At 71.6% G+C, this 17144-nt stretch carries 13 protein-coding genes; 6 read left to right on the top strand and 7 right to left on the bottom strand.

The window, feature by feature from the left end:
* Positions 1 to 69: 69 nt before the first annotated feature.
* Entirely contained in the window at positions 70 to 1050 is a 981-nt protein-coding gene (locus ACWDRB_RS58685) for an aldo/keto reductase (RefSeq protein WP_449910175.1), read from the bottom strand.
* 153 nt (positions 1051 to 1203) lie between these two features.
* Here ACWDRB_RS58685 and ACWDRB_RS58680 point away from each other — a divergent pair, with 153 nt between their 5' ends.
* Positions 1204 to 1686, top strand: a complete 483-nt coding sequence (locus ACWDRB_RS58680; protein ID WP_449910172.1) for an Lrp/AsnC family transcriptional regulator — start codon at positions 1204 to 1206, stop codon at positions 1684 to 1686.
* 91 nt (positions 1687 to 1777) lie between these two features.
* Positions 1778 to 3316, top strand: a complete 1539-nt coding sequence (locus tag ACWDRB_RS58675) for an alpha/beta fold hydrolase (protein WP_449910170.1) — start codon at positions 1778 to 1780, stop codon at positions 3314 to 3316.
* Positions 3317 to 3424: 108 nt separating this feature from the next.
* On the opposite strand, the gene ACWDRB_RS58670 is transcribed toward ACWDRB_RS58675, so the two are convergent.
* Both ACWDRB_RS58670 and ACWDRB_RS58665 read right to left on the bottom strand, forming a co-directional pair.
* Positions 3425 to 6121, bottom strand: coding sequence for an ATP-binding protein (locus tag ACWDRB_RS58670; protein WP_449910168.1), 2697 nt, complete (start codon positions 6119 to 6121; stop codon positions 3425 to 3427).
* Between the two features lie 438 nt (positions 6122 to 6559).
* A complete protein-coding gene (locus ACWDRB_RS58665; protein ID WP_355210388.1) occupies positions 6560 to 7141 on the bottom strand; it encodes a TetR/AcrR family transcriptional regulator in 582 nt (193 codons plus the stop codon).
* A 99-nt stretch (positions 7142 to 7240) separates the two neighbouring features.
* Between ACWDRB_RS58665 and ACWDRB_RS58660 the strand changes: the two genes are divergently transcribed.
* Positions 7241 to 8434, top strand: coding sequence for an MFS transporter (locus tag ACWDRB_RS58660; protein WP_449910166.1), 1194 nt, complete (start codon positions 7241 to 7243; stop codon positions 8432 to 8434).
* A gap of 69 nt (positions 8435 to 8503) precedes the next feature.
* Here the strand turns inward: ACWDRB_RS58660 and ACWDRB_RS58655 are convergent, their stop codons facing one another.
* The 3 genes from ACWDRB_RS58655 to ACWDRB_RS58645 all read right to left on the bottom strand — a co-directional run bounded on the left by ACWDRB_RS58655 (position 8504) and on the right by ACWDRB_RS58645 (position 11864).
* Complete coding sequence (locus ACWDRB_RS58655) at positions 8504 to 9439, bottom strand: DUF5829 family protein (protein WP_355210383.1); 936 nt, start codon at positions 9437 to 9439, stop codon at positions 8504 to 8506.
* 169 nt (positions 9440 to 9608) lie between these two features.
* Positions 9609 to 10625, bottom strand: a complete 1017-nt coding sequence (locus ACWDRB_RS58650; RefSeq protein ID WP_363982346.1) for a hypothetical protein — start codon at positions 10623 to 10625, stop codon at positions 9609 to 9611.
* 63 nt (positions 10626 to 10688) lie between these two features.
* Complete coding sequence (locus ACWDRB_RS58645) at positions 10689 to 11864, bottom strand: ROK family transcriptional regulator (RefSeq protein ID WP_449910163.1); 1176 nt, start codon at positions 11862 to 11864, stop codon at positions 10689 to 10691.
* A 74-nt stretch (positions 11865 to 11938) separates the two neighbouring features.
* Here ACWDRB_RS58645 and ACWDRB_RS58640 point away from each other — a divergent pair, with 74 nt between their 5' ends.
* Complete coding sequence (locus tag ACWDRB_RS58640; protein ID WP_449910161.1) at positions 11939 to 12265, top strand: DUF5713 family protein; 327 nt, start codon at positions 11939 to 11941, stop codon at positions 12263 to 12265.
* A gap of 141 nt (positions 12266 to 12406) precedes the next feature.
* Complete coding sequence (locus ACWDRB_RS58635) at positions 12407 to 13045, top strand: hemerythrin domain-containing protein (RefSeq protein WP_449910159.1); 639 nt, start codon at positions 12407 to 12409, stop codon at positions 13043 to 13045.
* On the opposite strand, the gene ACWDRB_RS58630 is transcribed toward ACWDRB_RS58635, so the two are convergent.
* A complete protein-coding gene (locus tag ACWDRB_RS58630) occupies positions 13033 to 16263 on the bottom strand; it encodes a BTAD domain-containing putative transcriptional regulator (RefSeq protein ID WP_449910157.1) in 3231 nt (1076 codons plus the stop codon). The two genes, ACWDRB_RS58635 and ACWDRB_RS58630, sit on opposite strands and share 13 nt — an antisense overlap.
* 310 nt (positions 16264 to 16573) lie before the next feature.
* On the opposite strand from ACWDRB_RS58630, the gene ACWDRB_RS58625 reads away from it, so the two are divergent.
* Positions 16574 to 17119, top strand: coding sequence for a hypothetical protein (locus tag ACWDRB_RS58625; protein ID WP_449910155.1), 546 nt, complete (start codon positions 16574 to 16576; stop codon positions 17117 to 17119).
* Positions 17120 to 17144: the final 25 nt, after the last annotated feature.

The raw sequence follows: 17144 nt of genomic DNA, 5'->3' as shown, positions 1-17144 counted from the left end.
GCTGCCGCGCTGGGGGCAGAGCGAGTGCCGCAGATCCCTCGAGGTAGGCGGAGTGGCGGCGACCGGCTTTCAGGAGTGCCCGATGATTCGATGTGGCCGGTACGGGGCCTCCAGGCGGGCCGCCTCCTCTTCGCTCAGGGACACCTCCACCGCCGCGATGGCATCGTCCAGATGGCCCACCTTGCTCGCCCCGACGATCGGCGCGCTCACACCGGGTCTCCCGAGCAGCCATGCGAGCGCAAGCTGCGCCGGAGGCAGTCCTCGTTCGTCGGCGACCGCGCGCAAGGCGTCGACGACGTCGAAGTCCGCGTCCTCGTACATGCTGTCGGCCAGCGGGTCGCTGCCGGATCGGACCGTGCGCCGCCGGCCGTCGCGGTGGCGGCTCCCGGTGAGCAGTCCGCGTGCCAGCGGACTCCACGGGATGGCGCCCACTCCCTGGTCCAGGCAGAGCGGGAGCATCTCTCGCTCCTCCTCCCGGTACACGAGGTTGTAGTGGTTCTGCATCGACGCGAATTTGGTCCAGCCGGCCGCCTGAGCGGTGTGCTGCGCCTTGGCGAACTGCCAGGCGTACATGCTGGAGGCGCCGATGTAACGCGCCTTGCCGGCCCGCACCACGTCGTGCAGGGCCTCCATGGTCTCCTCGATCGGCGTCTCGTCGTCCCAGCGGTGGATCTGGTACAGATCGACGTAGTCGGTTCCGAGCCTGGTCAGCGAGGCGTCGATGGCGGACAGCACGTGTTTGCGGGACAGCCCTCGGTCGTTCGGGCCCGGCCCCGTCGGGAAGTAGACCTTCGTGGCGAGAACGTAGTCGTCGCGGCGGGCGAAGAGCTTGCCGAGCAGCCGCCCGGTGATCTCCTCGCTCACGCCGTCGGAGTACATGTCGGCGGTGTCGAAGAACGTCACGCCGGCCTCGACCGCGCGCCGCACGATCGGCTCGGCCGCGTCCTCGCGCAGCATCCACTCCCGAGAACCCGGATCGCCGTACGTCATCATGCCCAGGCAGATCCGGGAGACCTGCAGTCCTGACGAGCCCAGCTTCACGTATTGCATGTCGTCTTACCTTCCTGTGTGAGCGCGGTCTTCACCGGAGGCCGAAAGTTCCCGACGGAGCGGCGAACACGCAGGCGACCAGCATGGCGGCGGCCAGCCCGTCGATGCCGGGCGGCATGACCCCTATCGTCGGCCAGCCCGTAATTTAGGAGAATGGCGAATCGAAAGATCAGACCCGAGCGGGCATACGAATCCAAGGGGATCGACGCCCTCGACCTTCGTATCCTCGCCGAGCTGCAGGTCGACGCCAGAGTGAGCTTCGCCGAGCTGGGCCGCCGGGTCGCCCTGTCGGCCCCCGCGGTGGCCGACAGGGTGCAGCGGCTGGAGGAGACCGGAGTGATCACCGGCTATCACGCCGAGGTCGACCCGCGGGCCCTGGGCTTTCCGGTCACCGTGATGGTTCGCATCCGCCCGGCGATCCGGGAGCTGCACCGCATCTCCAAGATCGCCCAGGAAGTCCCCCAGATCGTCGAGTGCTACCGGATGACGGGCGACGACTGCTTCTACTTCACGATGCACCTGCGGGCGGTCGACGAGCTCGAACCGATCCTCGACCTGTTCACCCCGTACGGTCACACGACCACGTCTCTCATCCACACCGCGCCCGTACCACGCCGCCCCCTGCCCCTGGAGTGATGCTCGGGCTCCCGAATCCAGTGGAGCGTTGATCGGCGACCGTCCTCACGGAAACGGTGAGGAAACAACTCCTGCTCTATTACTGGCCCCCATGACGTACCGAACTTCACTGGCGGCGCTGGCCCTGGCGCTGGCGGGGTTGGTGGCGCATCCTTCCGCGGCGAGCGCCACCTCGAACCCCGTGTCTTCCGTGCAGTGGAAATCCTGCCCGGCCTACTCCGATGAGGTGATCCGCGGCCTGGGCGTGGCGGAGGACAAGGTCGCGGCCTTCCGCTCCTTGATGAAGCGCCTGGAGTGCGGGACGGTCAGCGTCCCGCTGAACCACCGTGACCCCGACGGGCGGAAGATCGACATCGCGGTGACCCGGCTGACCGCCACGGACGAGGCCCACCGGCTCGGCGCCGTCGCCGTACTGCCGGGTGGGCCGGGCAACAGCGGATACCTGGACCCGGTCCTGCGGGCCGCGCTCAGGAACGAGGAGATGGCCGGGCTCAACGAGCGGTACGACATCATCGGCTTCGACCCGCGCGGCGTCGGGTACAGCACCAAGGTCGCCTGCCCCCTCTCGCCGCAGGGCCCGCAGGAGCCCGGCGCGCTGACCAAGGAGACGGCCAGGAAGATCTACGACGCCCAGGTCGCCTCCAACGAGAAGTGCGGACGCTCCGACCCCGCCTTCCTCGGACAGCTCACCACCGAGAACGTGGCCAAGGACCTGGATCTGGTACGGACCGCGCTGGGCGAGCGCAGCCTCAACCTGCTCGGCTTCTCCTGGGGCACCTACCTGGGCATGGTGTACCGCAGCCTGTATCCCGGGCACACCGGCCGTGCCTTCCTGGACAGCGTGGCGCCGCCGTGGACCCGTATCGACGAGCACGCCAAGGGCGCCGCGGAGGCGGCCGAGCGTAACTTCGGGCGCATGGCCGCCTGGCTGGCCCGCCGCGACGGGACCTACGGTCTCGGTGCCACCGCTCCGCAGGTGCGCGAGGAGGTGGCGAAGCTGGTCCGCGCGTACGACAAGAGCCCCAAGACCTACACCGACCTGCAGCGGCCCGTCGACGGTTCGGCCGTCGCCGACCTGGCCAGGCGCAACTCGACCGAGTGGGTACGCGCGGGCAAGGCGCTGGCCGAGCTGCGGACGGCGACGGGCACCACCGCCCCGGCCACCGTCAAGGAGCTGCTCGGCGCGCCGATGATGGGGCCGTCCGTTCCCGGCGCGCCCGAAACGCTGAACATGACCATGAACTTGGCCGTCGCGTGCAACGAGGACAGCAGCCGGGCCGGTTTCGACACCGCCTGGCGTCAGTACCAGCAGCTCGTGAAGCGCCATCCGGCGACCGGCCGGGCCTGGGGAGTGCCTGCCATGTGTCCCGGCTGGCCGCTGCCGGTGCAGCAGGCCACGTTGAAGCGGGGCAGCGGGTCGCTGGTGCTGGCGGGACACCTGCACGAGTTCATGTCCGCCTACGACTGGACGCTGCAGACGCGGCGCGCCATCGGCGGCACCGTCTACACGGTCGCCGACGACGTGCACGTGTCAACCACGCGGGTGCCCAAGTGCGCCGCCGACGTGGTGCGGTACTTCGAGACGGGCCGGATCGGCAGAGGTTGCGAGGGCAGCCCGATCCCGAGCTGACCACCGCTCCCCCGGCCCGGCCGCAGCCGGTTTGCGGGGTGATCAGGCCGCTGCCCTGCTCAGGATGTCTCGCCACACCGGTGCTGACCCGTCGGCGCGCACCCGAGCCTACGGTTTGCGGCCGGGCAGCAAACGCAGCGTGCAGGCGCGCTCGAATCGGGCGTCGATCGACGTCCATCGTTCGACCGCCTCTGCCAGCGCGTCGCGGTCGCCGTGCAGGATCCCATGGGTACGGGCCAAGCAGGCGGCCGCCCAGTCGTTCTGTTCGGCGTACGGCATGGCGGCGGCGAGCCGTTCGGCCGCCTCCGGCAAGCCGGCGACGACCGCCAGCTCTGCTCCGGCGGCCCGCGCGTAGGCCTCGTACCAGCGCACGGCGAAGGGGGCGAAAGCGCGTTCGACCAGTGCGGCGGCCTGATGGTAGGCGCGGGTGTGGACGGCGACCCTGGCGTCGACGAAGGCGGCGAAGGGGGCCAGGACCGGTGAGGAGGCCGCGTCCTCCATCCTGGCCATCTCCAGCGCGCGCGAGCGCCAGAGGTCGAACTCGCCGGTGCCTGCCAGCCCGTGGGCGAGCGCCGCGGCGGAGATCGCGGTCGACATCCAGGCGCTGCGCGGGCTGCCTGCCTGATGCCAGGCCTCCCACATGGCGGGCGCCTGCTGGAAGACCTCCGGGAAACGACCGCTCAGGGCGAGCGGTCGGATGGTCTTGGGGATGGACAGGTAGGGGTGTTCGCCGATGGGGTCCTCGCGCTGCGCGCGGTCGGCGACGGCGAGCGCGGCCGGCAGGTCGCCGACGCACAGCTCCGCCCGCGCGGCGGAGTGGAAGGTGTCGACGATCTCGGCCGCGCCGGACGGCTCGTGTGCCGGCAGGTGCTCGATGAGCGTGAGCCGCTCCCGGCAGATCCGCTGGACGGCGCGCATCCGGCCGGCCCGCGCGTACGCGCGCGTGAGCACGTCCAGCGCGCTCAGGAGGACGATGACGTCGCCGCACTCACGGGCGGCCTCGACGGCGGAACGGGCGAGTTCGAGGCCGTCCTGGTCCCAGGCCCGCGCGATCGCCACCAGCGCCGCGGTGCGCGAATCGGCAGAGGCGGCGCCGACGGTCGCCTTGTCGATCAGCGCCGGCAGGTGTTCGGACATCGGGTCGCGGTCGTGCGCGCCTCTGTAGCGGTGGGTGACCACGAGGGCGGAGGCGAACGTGGCGGCGCGCAGGCCGGCGGCTTCAGCCTGGTCGGCCTCTTCGGTCTGGTCGGCGGGTTCAACCTGGTCGGCGGCACGTATCAGCAGGCGGAAGGCCAGTGAGCCGTCGGCGATTGAGACGGCCGTGGCGGCCGCGCTCAGGAGGTCCTGGTGACCGTCCGCGGCGTCGCGGGCCCGGTCGGCGGCGGCCAGGTAGTGGCCGATCGCCTCCCGATGGAAGCGCCGGGCGAACGTCAGGTGCGCCAGCGACCTGGCCAGGCGATGAGCCTGCCGGTCCGGTACGGCGGGCGTGTCGGCGAGCGTGGCCCGCAGATCGTCGGCCACCAGGTCGAACTGCGGTGTCCAGTTGCCGTCGAGCCGTGATTCCAGCGTCGCGGCCGTGCCCGCGGCCCAGCGCAGACGGAGCTGGAGCGTCTCCTCGGTCTCGCCACTGTCCGCGAGCCGGTCGGCGGCGAAGGCTCTGATGGTCTCCAGCAGCCGCCACCGGCCACCGCCCACCACCCCGAGCAGGCTCTTGTCGGCCAGCCGGCCGATGACGTCGGCCGTCGCGCTGGGCGGCGTGTCCGGCATGAGCGCCGTGGCCGCCGCCAGGTCGAACCCGCCCGCGAACACCGCCAGGCGGCGCAGCAGCGCGCGTTCCTCCTCTTCCAGCAGGTCGTAGCTCCAGCCGATGACCGCGCGCAACGAGCGGTGCCGGGGCGGCCTGCCGCGCGCGCCCGACAGCAGCCGAAGCCGGTCCTGCAGCCCCACCCGCAGGGCGTCGATGCCCAGTACGGCGACCCGCGAGGCGGCCAGCTCGATCGCCAGCGGCAGCCCGTCGAGCCGGGCGCACACCTCGGCGATGACCGCGGGCTCCGCGGCGAACCCTGGATCGATCGCGCGTGCCCGGTCCAGGAACAGCGTCTCGGCCTCCCCCGCCAGCGGCGGCACCGTGATGACCCGCTCGCCGGGCAGGCCCGGCCGCTCCCTGCTCGCGATCAGTATCCCCGCCTGGGGGCAGTCCGAGCGCAGTCTCTCCACCAGGTCGCCGACCTCGTCCAGTAGGTGCTCGCAGTTGTCGAGGACCAGCAGCGACCGTCCCAGCGCGAGCCGCTCGGCGACCACGCTTTCCAGCGGCTGGGGAAGGCGCTCGGCCAGGCCCAGCGCGTCAGCCACGGTCCGCAGGACGAACCCCTCGCCGACCGGGGTCAGATCGATGAACGCCCCGCCGGCGGGGAACGACGCCGAGGCCGCCTGCGCCAGCACGGCGGCCAGCCGGGTCTTGCCGACGCCGCCGGGCCCCACCAGGCAGACCGGCGCGGCGTGTGTCAGCGCCGCCAGCGCCTCCTGCCGCTCCTGCCGGCGTCCGATGAAGGACGTGTGGCTGACCGGGATCCCCTCAACATGCCCCGGCCTGGCCGAAGGGGACGGCTGACGCCCGCTCAGGGCCACCAGGGCCGCCCTGTTGGCCACGCCGTACTTGCGCAGCAGCGAGGAGACGTGACTTTCCACGGTACGGACCGAGATCTGCAGCCGGTGGGCGATCCGCGCGTTCGTCAGGTGCTCGGCCAAGCCCGCCAGCACCTCGGCCTCGCGGGGCGAGACCTCCCGCGGCTCGCCAGGGACCATACGGCCCATTGTGGCGTACGTGCTTCTCAGCGGCGAACCAGTGTCGACTCCGTAGCAGTCGGGTGATCTTCACGGATGTCCTGGTACGGCCTGGCGGGCCAGAGTTGCCGGCAACAGCTGTAAGCCCCAGGAAACCGAGGAATGTCGATGAGGAAGATCGTTGCGGAGCTCGATGGCGACCGGCTGACCTGCACGCTCCTGGCCTCGCACAGCTACCGGACCGGCACCATCTCGGCCACGTACGCGGTGGCCGGATGACCCGCCGGCCCACGTTTCGGCCGCCGAGCAGGCGGTCGGGCGCGATCCTGGACGGCATGGGCGCGTGAGCAGCGGCACCAGCACGACCGCGCGGCGCCCAGGGACCTCAAGACGTCAGACCGGCCGCGATGCTCACCCGCCCAGGGCGGCCGTGCCGCTGCCAGGTGGGCTGTATGGGAGTCAGATCGCGGATGTCGCGAGCGTTTTGATCGTGAAGTCGATGGCCGTGGCGAGCCGCTGGGGGTCATGTCCGGCGCGTTCGCGTACTCGCAGGCCGAGCACCGTCGTGAACAGCACCTCCACCGCGGCGTCGACGTCCAATGCGGCGGGCAGGTCGCCGTCGCGGATGCCGCGGCGCAGCAGCGACGCCAGGGTTTTCCGGGTGACGTCGAACGCGGCCTCGGTCCTTTGCCGGACCTCGGCGTCGGTGGTGCCGAGTTCGGCAGCCGTGTTGACCACGAAGCAACCGAGTCCGGCCTCGTGGCTGATCATCCAGATCAGCCACTCCCGCAGGATCTCGAGGCTGGGACCGGGAGCGGTGAGCTGCTCTTCGGCTTGAGTGGACTCGGTCGCCCGATAGTGGTCCAGCGTCCGCAAGAACAGCGTGTGCTTGTCGTCGAAGGTCCGGTACAGGCTGCTCTGCTTGAGCCCGAGCTCGGAGCCCAGGTCGCGGACCGACGTGGCGTGGTAGCCACGACGCCAGAACAGGCGGGTCGCCTTGGCGACCACGTCCTGCTCGTCGAACTCCCTCGGCCGTGCCATGGCCGCCACTCTACCAACGTTGTGGAGCGATCGCTCCCGTATTAGGGTGTGTCGTCGTATGGGAGCGATCGCTCCCAAATGAGAGAGGAGAGATACGACGTGACGGCAACGCACCCCACGACGACCGGGCGGGACCCGTCGGCGCGGAATCATTGGATCGCGGTGTCCGCCGTGGCCTTCGGCACATTTCTCCTGGTGACGGCCGAGCAGCTCCCCATCGGGCTGCTCACCCCCGTCGGATCGGCGCTGTCGGTGTCCGAGGGCGCCGCAGGGTTGATGGTCACCGTCCCCAGCATCGTCGCCGCCGTCGCGGCGCCGGTCGTGCCGGTGCTCGTCGGCAGGCTGGATCGAAGGATCTTGCTCGTCGCCTTGATGGGGCTCATGACGCTCGCCAACCTGGCCTCCGCCCTGGCCCCGGACTATCCGCTCCTGATCGCCGCCCGCGTGCTGGTCGGGGTGGCGATCGGCGGGTTCTGGGCCATCGCCGGCGGTCTGGCCGTACGGCTCGTCGCGGCCTCGGACGTACCGCGGGCCACTGCGATCATCTTCGGTGGCGTCGGGGCCGCGAACGTGTTCGGCGTCCCCATCGGCACGATGATCGGCGGGCTGGCGAGCTGGCGGATCGCGTTCGGCGCGCTGAGCGCCCTCGCGCTCGCCGTGCTGGTCACGTTGCTGGCCGTGCTGCCACCGTTGACCGCCGCTCAGCCCGTCGGCCTGCGGCGGCTGGCCGGTCAGTTCCGCAACCAGGGCGTCCGGGTCGGCATCCTGGCGACGTTCCTGATCGTGACCGGCCATTTTTCGGCCTACACGTTCATCGGTCCCGTGCTGCGGGACCTGTCCGGCATCGACGAGCGGCTCGTCGGGCCGCTGCTGTTCGGATTCGGCGTGGCGGGCATCGTGGGGAACTTCGTCGCGGGCGCCGTCGTGGCGAAACGGCTCCATCGCACGGTCCTCGTCATCGCCGTCACCCTGGGGGTGACCGTGCTGCTCTTCCCCGTGGCAGGGCTCACCGGTGCGGGCGGGGTGACGCTGCTCGTCGTCTGGGGCCTGGTGTACGGCGGGGTCTCCACGAGCCTTCAGACGTGGATGATCAAGGTCGCGCCGCAGGCGGTCGAGGAGGCCTCCGCGCTGTGGGTGGCGGTGTTCAACCTCTCGATCGGTCTCGGCGCGCTGGCCGGCGGCGCGATCGTCGACGCGCTGCCGCTCCAGGGCATCCTGTGGCTGGCCGGCGTTCTCGTCCTGGTGGCCGGGCTGGCGGTGTGGGGCGCACGCCGGAACGAGAGCCTTGGGTGACCAGCGGAACGACGACGCCCGGTCGGCGACGATCAGCGTCGTCAGCCGGCCGGGCGCCTGGAGGAAGTGTTACTGCGGGGCGTCGAAGGTCCACTCGGCGCGGGCACCCGGGCCCACGGCGAGGGTCGAACGTCCGATCCGCTCCTCGTGCCGGGTCTCCACGGCGCGGTTGAGCGACATGGAGACCCGCTTCAGGCCCGCCTGCTCACGCGCGACGGAGTCGAGCTGGATGGTGGTGCCACCGCCGGTCGCGATGGCGCCGCCCCCGACGGTCGCGACGTCGAACCCGCCGGCTCGCAGCACCGGCAGCGTGATGGCCAGGTCCCGCGCGGTGACACCGATGCGGATGTAGGTGATGTCCCGCATCAGGCGGTCCTGGTACGTGTCGGGCAGGTAGCGCTCCCGGCTGACGTCACCGGGGTAGCTCTCCGGCTCGGTCTGGCTGCGCGGGTCGGCGAAGTACTCGGGGAAGTACTCCATCGCCCACGGGTCGAAGGCTTCGTACTGGGCGGAGGTGGTGCGGATGGTGTCGAACCACGGGATCGGGACGCCATCGCCGAAGTCACGCGTCTGGCGGTATTCGGCCGGGTCGGAGACGCCCTGGGCCTTCAGCTGCGCGGTCACCTTGGCCAGGTCGCCGGCGCGCTCGGTCGAGACGGCCAGCCCGGCGGAGCCGAAGAGAGCGTCCTGGCCGGGCAGGTCGCCCTCGCCGAACAGCTCCATGTAGGTCTCGCGGCCCTTGAGGTAGCGGCCCTTCCAGGTCAGGCCGCCACCGGTCGTGGTCCGGACCTCGAAGTTGGCGAACTCGCGCAGGTAGGCCGAGTTCTCGACGGCGTCCGCCGTCTCGCGGTCCACCACGCTGTAGGCGTGGTTGTAGAACAGCAACTGCCCCTGGGATGACACGTGGGACTCTTCGGCCTGGGCCGTCCCCACGCCCCCGGCGATCGCGACGGTGCAGGTCGCGGCCAGAGCAGTGATCATCCGTAATGTCCGGCGAATCAGCATGGAAGTGATCTTAAGGCGAAGATGATCACCTTCACTATCGTTTTGACAGGACCCGACCGGATTTGTGGCGATCTTATAGTGGCTGTGTAGTGAGCCGTCCCGTCGTCCGCGCACCTGCGCGCGCGGGCCGCCCGCGCAGGTGCGCGCCGCCGATTTGCACCCAGCGCCGTCAGAACTCGATGAAGCCGTACAGCGCGAGATGGTTCGACTTCGTGCTGCTCACCGTGTGGTCGATGCTCGACGACCGCACGGTGCCCTTGACGAAGAGGTAGTCGATCTTCCTGGAACCGGAGGTCGTCTTCGCTCCGTAGCCGGTCATGCCGAAGCCGCCGAGGGTCGTGGCGGCGATGTTCGTACGATTCGCGTCGATCCCGATCACGCGGATCGTCGACGCGTTCATGAGGCTCGTGGCGTCCGCGCCGACGTGGATGCCGGAGTTCGCGATGCCCGTGTCGCCCGCGCCCGCGCAGGCGTTCGCGCCGTTCTGCTCCGGGAGGTGCATGGTCGCGGCGAAGACCGTCGTCCCGGTTTCCTTGATCGTGAACTTCGCCGCGATGGCGCTCGTGCGCTTCCATTTGTACTGGTTGGTGGTGCCGTCGTCGCTGTCCGGCGGCTTGTACAGCGTGCAACCGGCCCCGCCGGCGTACGAGGTCCCGGGCTTCAACCAGCCCGCGCTCCAGTACTTCGAGATGTCGCCCGCCGCGAGGCCCAGCGTTCGGGTGTTGTAGATGATCGCGTTGGTCTGCCGCTTCTTCAGGTCGCCGAGTGACTGCTGGCTGCACTTGTGCGTGCTGCCCCACTCCTCGGGGTTGTCCCAGGCCACGATCGCCTTGTACGTGCCCGCCGGATATCCGAACATGCCCCCGAGCTGGTCGGCGTAGGCCGTGGCCTGCCCGGTGCCGCGCACCTGCTGCACGATCAGGAGATCGGGGGCCTGCACTCCGGAGGTGCCCGTCTTGCCGTCGTCGTCGACCAGCATCGAGGCGAGGTGGTCCGGGCCCGAGACCCGGGTGCACGTGCCGTCGGCGTTGTTCCTCACCAGGTTCTCGATGTTGTTGTTGTAGACCCGTAAGACCCGATCCTCGGCGGCGGTGGGCGCCGCGTGCGCCGGTGCGATCGACGTCGTGGTGAGTGCGACGGCCGCCGCGAGTGCTAACGCGCCAGGCGCTCGATAATGGGATGACATTGTGGCAGATTAGCGATCATTCCGGGCGCTGCCCAGGTCGGCGAGCCCTCAGGCCGACGCCGTTCACAGGTCGGCGAAGAACACCCGCTCACGTGCCTGCTCCACCGCGACCAGCAGGGCGCCGCGCACGACGGGCCTGTCCAGGATCGCGCTCGCCTCCACCCGCGGCCTGGCCAGGCACATGCGCGCCACCGCCTGCTGGACGCGGCCGGCGAGTTCGTCACCTCCGGCGGAACCGACGTGGCTGCCCAGCACGACGAGTTCGGGATCGAGAACGGCACAGATGGACGCGACCCCCAACGCGATCCGCCGGGCCAGCTCATCGAGGAAAACCGCCCCCGCCGCACTCCCCACCGCCCCCGCCACGCTGCGCTCGGCGTCCTCGGCCGCGATCCCGTGCCTCTCGGCGAGTTCCTGCACCGCCCGCCAGCCCACCAGGGACTGGAACGCGGCCCCCACCTCGTGGCGGCTGCGGTCGAAGCCGCCGTCGCTCACGGCCGCGCCGGGGACGGGCATCCAGCCGAGCTCTCCGGCCGCGCCCACGGTCCCCCGGAAGAGCTGATCGCCCACCATGACGGCCGAGCCAGGCCCACGTCCGATCCACACCAGGACGAAGTTGCGTACGTCACTCGCGGCCCCCAGCGCCCGCTCCGCCATCGCGGCGAGGTTGACGTCGTTGTCGATCGTGACGGGCAGCCGCAGCCTCCGGTGGAGGGCTTCGCGCACGTCCCCGCACCACGCGGGCATGTCATAGCAGAAGTGGACAAGGCTCGTACCAGGATCGATGACGGCGGGCAGGCCGATCACGCACGCCCGCACCTGCGCCGGGTCGATCCGCGCGGTCCGGGTGAGGCGTTCCACGATCGCGTGCATCGCCTCGGCCGGATCCACGGCGGCCTCGGTCGGGACCGTCGTCTCGGCCAGCACCCGCCCCGTGATGTCGGCGAGCACGGCAGTCGTCGTGTCCAGGTAGACCTCGACCCCGATCACATGGCCGCACGAGGGGTTGAGCCCGTAGAGGACGGCGTTGGGCCCGCGTCCGCCCTCCTGCACACCGGACCTGACGACCACGCCGCGCTCCTCCAGGCGGGACAGGACATGGTTGGCCGTCACCTTCGACAGCCCGGTCCTCTCGCTCACCTGCGCCCGGGTCAGCGCTCCCGACGAGCCGAGCAGCTCCAGCGCGGCTCGATCATTCAGCTCACGTAACAGACGCGGACGCCCGGGCTTTGCGTTCATGCGCTCCATACTGGCCGTTGTCGGAGGTGTCGGGCAGGATCGGCACACCGGATCACGGCGCGAAGGAGATCAAGGTGTCCCCCACCGGCCACCCTTTCCTCAAGGGCATGTACGACGACGCCTACTACCCTCGCCGGCTCGTCGACAAGGGCAAGGACATCTTGCTGCGCCTGTGCGAGCGGATCGAGGCCGAGCGGCCGTCGGACCTCGCGGCGCTGTACGTCCTCACGCAGGCGGCGACGGACGAGTTCAACGAGCTGGCGGTCGAGTTCCTGGAGGCCGGCAGCCAGATGGAGACGGTGGCACGCGAGGTGATCGCCGAGGACTTCTGGTTCGTGGCGACGGCCTACGGGTTCGCGGACACGGACATGGAGGAGCTGATCGCGACCCGCGACTGGTGACGTGACGGACGCGGCGGAGGGTTCCGGGGCTGTCCACATTGGCGCCGTACGGAGGCGATGAGTCCGCGCCAAGTCGTCGCCAAGGGAGGTCTAAGTCCGGGGGCGCACCCTGGTGGCATCCCCCGATCGAAGGAGCACCCCATGGCCCCCAACATGCTCGGATTCCGCATCACGCACCGCGCCATGCGCGGCGACGCGCGCCGCCTGGCCACGTTGATGAGTGGGCTCGCCGCCGGTGAGGAGCGGGCGGATCGGGCCCGGCTCGACGCCATCGCCACGTTCGCCACCAAGCTGTGCGCCGGCATCCACCATCACCACCAGGCCGAGGACAACGTGCTCTGGCCCGTCATCGTGCGCTCGGCGGGCGCCGAGGTGGACCTGAGCGACCTGAGCGACGACCACGCCCAGCTCGACCCGCTGCTGGAGGAGATCACCGTCGCCGCTGCCCGGCTCGGCACGGATCGGGCAGCGGCGGGACGGATGGCCAAGGCCCTGACGACGCTCGCCGACCTCCTCGACGAGCACATCGAGGAGGAGGAGCGGCTGCTCTTCCCCGTCATCGCGAAATACGTGTCGGAGGCGGACTGGAAGTCGGTCGAGGACGAGGTGCGCAAGGGCGGGGACATCGGCTTCGACCTGCCGCGGATCGGCCAGTACGCGCGGCCGGAGGAGCTGGCCGAGCTGCGCGAACTGGCGGGGCCGGTGCTCGCGCTCCTGCTCAGGGTGCTCGACCGCGGTCACCGGCGCCGCCAGGCGCTGATCTTCGGCTACGGCAGGTGACCCCGCCTCTCACGGGCCGCCCGGGCCCAGTGGGGCGAGCCGACCAGTTCCGCGACCTCCTCCGCCCGCGCGTAGTGCGCGTCCGGATCCTGGCCCATCAGGCGCGCCAGGTCTCCGAGCAGCAGCGCGACGGGCCCGAGCGTGACGGACCCGCTGTGCATCCCGGCCAGCTCCCCCTCCCACCGCCGCAGGTTGTGGTAGCAGCGGACGGCCACCTCGACGTCCCCCAGCGCGACGGCGGTCTGCGCGCGCAACCCCTCCCACAGCAGCCAGTAGTAGTCGAGCGACTGGGACGACCCGGGCTGCCAGACCCGCCTGGCGGCCTCCGGCTCGCCCGCCGCCGCCAGCGCCGCCGCGTACAGCTCGGCCGTGCCGTCGTTGGGCACGTGCTCCCACAGGAAGGCGAGCTCGTCCAGCGAGTCGCGCACGTTGCCGCGCGCCAGCCGCACCACGAACCTGCCCAGTATCCCCAGCGCCTCGGCGTTCGCGCCGCCGCGCTCGGCCATCTGCCGGGAGACCCCGGTGTAGATGGCCTCCGCGGCGTCGAAGTCGCCCTCGACCAGCTTCCGCTGCGCGCCGAAGAGCGTCAGGATCACCAGCGACAGGCCGAGCTGGCCGCTGGTGGAGACCGCCACGCCGCGGTCGGCGTGGCGCGCCGCGGCCGCCACGTCGTTGCGGCCCAACGCGGCCATGAGCAGCGCGCTGTGGCCCAGCGTGAGATAGGCGACCAGCCGGTGGGTGCTCCCCAGCTCCAGCAGCTCGCCGCCGATGGCTTCCAGCTCGTCGCGCCGGTCCGGGGAGAGCACGGCGAAGTAGCGCGCGTTGAGTGCCAGGCAGAGCAGCTCGGGGCGGCCGAGCCGGCGCGCGAGCGCCACCGCCTCGGCTCCGGCGCCGTCCACCCGGACGTCGTCGTGCCCCTCCAGCGCGAAGACGAGCGCCGCCAGCAGCCGGCAGCGCGTCTCGTCGTCGGGTCCCGCGGCCAGCTCCGACCGCACCGCCGCGACGAAGTCCTCGTCGTAGCGGGAGTCCTGCTGGATCGTCCAGATCACGGGCGCGTCGTACGAGGTCAGGGCCCTGGCGAGAGGCCTGCCGGCGACGCGCCCCGCGAGTGGGCGGGCCGTCTCGACGGCGGTGGTGCGGGCGGCCACGGCGCCGATGACGTCGCCCGCGTGCCCGAGCGCCGACACCAGCCCGCACAGCAGCTCCAGTCTGGTCTCGTCGTCCTCGGCGAACTCCAGCGCCGCCCGCCACAGCGCCGCCGCCTCCCGGTGCGCGTGCAGGCCGGACGCCTGTACGGCCGCCGCCCGCGCGTACCGCACCGCGCTCGGCGCCGCCGCCTCCAGCGCGTGATGGGCCAGCGCCGCCACGTCTCCGGGGCGGATCCGCTCCAGCGCCGTCACCACCCGCCCGTGCAGCCGGGTACGGCGGATCCTGGCGGTGTCCTCGTACAGCACCTGCCTGACCAGGACGTGCGTGAACCGCAGCCGGCCGGGGCCGGGCTCGGCCAGCAGCCCCGTCAGGACCCCGGCCTCCACCCCGTCGAAGACCGTGTCCTCGTCCCCGTCGTGCAGCGCGATCAGGACGTCCACGTCCGCGTCCCTGCCGATGACGGCGGCGTTGCGCAGCACGGTCTGGGCGCTGGCGGGCAGGCGGCTGATCCTGCGCCGGATGAGGTCGCGCACGCCGGGCGGCAGCGCCTCGGCGGCGGCGGGCCCCTCGGAGGCGAGCAGCCGGGCGATCTCGCAGACGAACAGGGGGTTGCCGAGCGTGCGTTCGGCGATCGTGCGCACGGTCGCCGGCCCCAGCTCGCGCTCGCAGTGGCGGGCGAGCAGCGCGGCGACGTCGGACTCGCCGAGTCCGGGCAGCTCCAGGTGCCTGCTCCCGGCGGCGAGGGCGGCCAGCGTGGCGGCCAGGTCGTCGGTCGCCTCGGCGGGCCGGTGGGTGGCCAGGACCAGCAACTTGGCCGTGGGCTTGAGGTGGCGCAGGAGGTGCAGGGTCTCGCCGTCGGCGCGGTGCACGTCCTCCAGCACGACGACCAGCGGCGCGTTGGCCGCCAGGTAGTCGGCCACCGACCGGGCCAGCCGGAACTGGTTCTGGATCGCCACGCCGTCGTGCAGCAGGGGCGCCAGCCCGGCCGGGTCGTCCGGCGGGCGGGCGGCGGCGAGCCGGCGGACGACCTCGCTCCACGCCCACGCGGGCGGCGCGTCGCCGTCGATCTCCGGGCAGCGGCCGATGGCCACCCGCCAGCCGCGCTCCCCCAGCTCCGCCGCGAACGCCTCGGCCAGCGCGCTCTTCCCCGCGCCCGGCTCGCCCCCGAGCCAGACCGTGCGCTGGGCGGCGTGCGCGGCCTCCTCCCGGAGGACGGCCAGCTCGCGCTCCCTGCCGACGAGCGCGGGCCCGGGAGCGGGCACCGGATCCTGCGCGGGTGCGGGCTCCGGACTGGGTACGGGGTGCGCGTTCAGGGAGTCCGACTGGCGCAGGATGTCCTGTTCGAGGGCGCGTAACACCGGGCCGGGATCGACCCCCAACTCGTCGGCCAGCTGTTCCCTGGCCCGGCGCAGCACCGCGAGCGCCTCCGCCTGGCCGCCGGACCGGTAGTGGGCCAGGGCCAGCAGGCGGACGGCGTTCTCGCGCAGCGGATGCCGGTCGACGTGCCGGCGCAGCTCCGGGGCCGCCTCGGCGTGGCGTCCCAGCATGAGTGCGGCCTCGGCCCGGTACTCGACGGCGATCAGCCGCAGCTCGGCCAGCCTGGTCGCCTCGGGCAGCGCCCACTCCTCGGGGAACTCCCCGTACGCGGACCCCGTCCAGAGCCCCAGCGCCTCGTCGAGCAGGTCGTACGCGGCCGCCGCCGCGTCCTGCTGCAGCGCCTTCCCGGCGGCGTCGATCAGCCCGGGCAGCCGCCACGCGTCCACGTTCTCCTCGGCCAGGCGGAGCCGGTACCCGGGCGGGGCGCTCATGATCACCGTGGCCGGAGCGCGCGGCGGGCGGCCGGGCTCCAGCGCTCGGCGCAGGTTCGAGACGTAGACCTGGAGGGCGGCCAGCGCCTTGGGCGGCGGCTGGCCCTGCCAGAGGTCGTCGATGAACCGGTCGGCCGACACGACCTGGCCGCCCGCCGCCACCAGGCGCGCGAGCACGGCCCGCTGCCTGGCCGGGCCGAGTTCCACCTGACGACCGTGCAGACTGGCCTGGAGTGGTCCGAGGACCTGGATGTCGAGCATGGCACCCCCTGATCTACGAGTCCCCCACCCGACCCGGCGCGCTCGCGCACGACAGTGCGGGAACGGTCCACAGCCGCCAATCATGAGCTATCCACACATATTTGGGCAATCACCAACACTCCGTCATGACGTCCGCTCGGCCATCACCACCACCGACGCCTCCCGCCCGGCCGCGCTCACGCCCATGTGCCGCCCCGCCTGCTCTAGGGCGTTTCTAAGGTTCGCCGACGGCTGGGTGAAGGTGGGCCGGGTTGGCTGGCGGCAGCCACCGGGCCGGAAGGGCCGGCCGGTCGGGAGAAGGAGACGCGACATGGACCGACGCAAGGCGGGCCTGGCCGCCGGCATGGTGCTGGTGCTGACGCTGGGCGGGTCGGGGGCGCTGGCGGCCTCGTCCCAGCGGGACCCCGCCGACGACCCGTGCGCCAAGATCGCAACGTGCGCACCTGCCGGCGACCCGTGCGCCAAGGCGGCGGCGTGCACGCCTGCCGACGTCGCGAAGGCCAAGGCGGCCAAGGCCGCGGAGCTCGACGGCAAGTGCTCGCCCGAGGTGAAGGAGCCCGATGTGAAGAAGCAGGACGTGAAGAAGCAGGAGCATCCCGTCGAGAACGGGATGCTGGCCAAGGCGCTGGCGGACTCGCTGGGCGTCGGGCTCGACCGGGCGACCGCCGCCGAGGAGGAGCTGAACCTCCTCAGCCAGAAAGGCGGGATAAATCCGAAATCACCGGAGTTCGCCGCGATAGCCGAGCGCCTGGGCGTGTCGGCGGAACGGCTGATCCAGGCGCTGGCCGACTTCAAGCGGTCCTTCGTACAGGGAGAGGACATCAGGCCGGACGCCGTCAAGACCCCGGGATCCTGACCGCCCGGCCGTCAGCAGGCGCTCA

It is taken from the genome of Nonomuraea sp. NPDC003707, from assembly GCF_053587055.1.
Note: the sequence above shows the minus strand (reverse complement) of the source record. Positions and strands in the feature narration are given on the sequence as shown.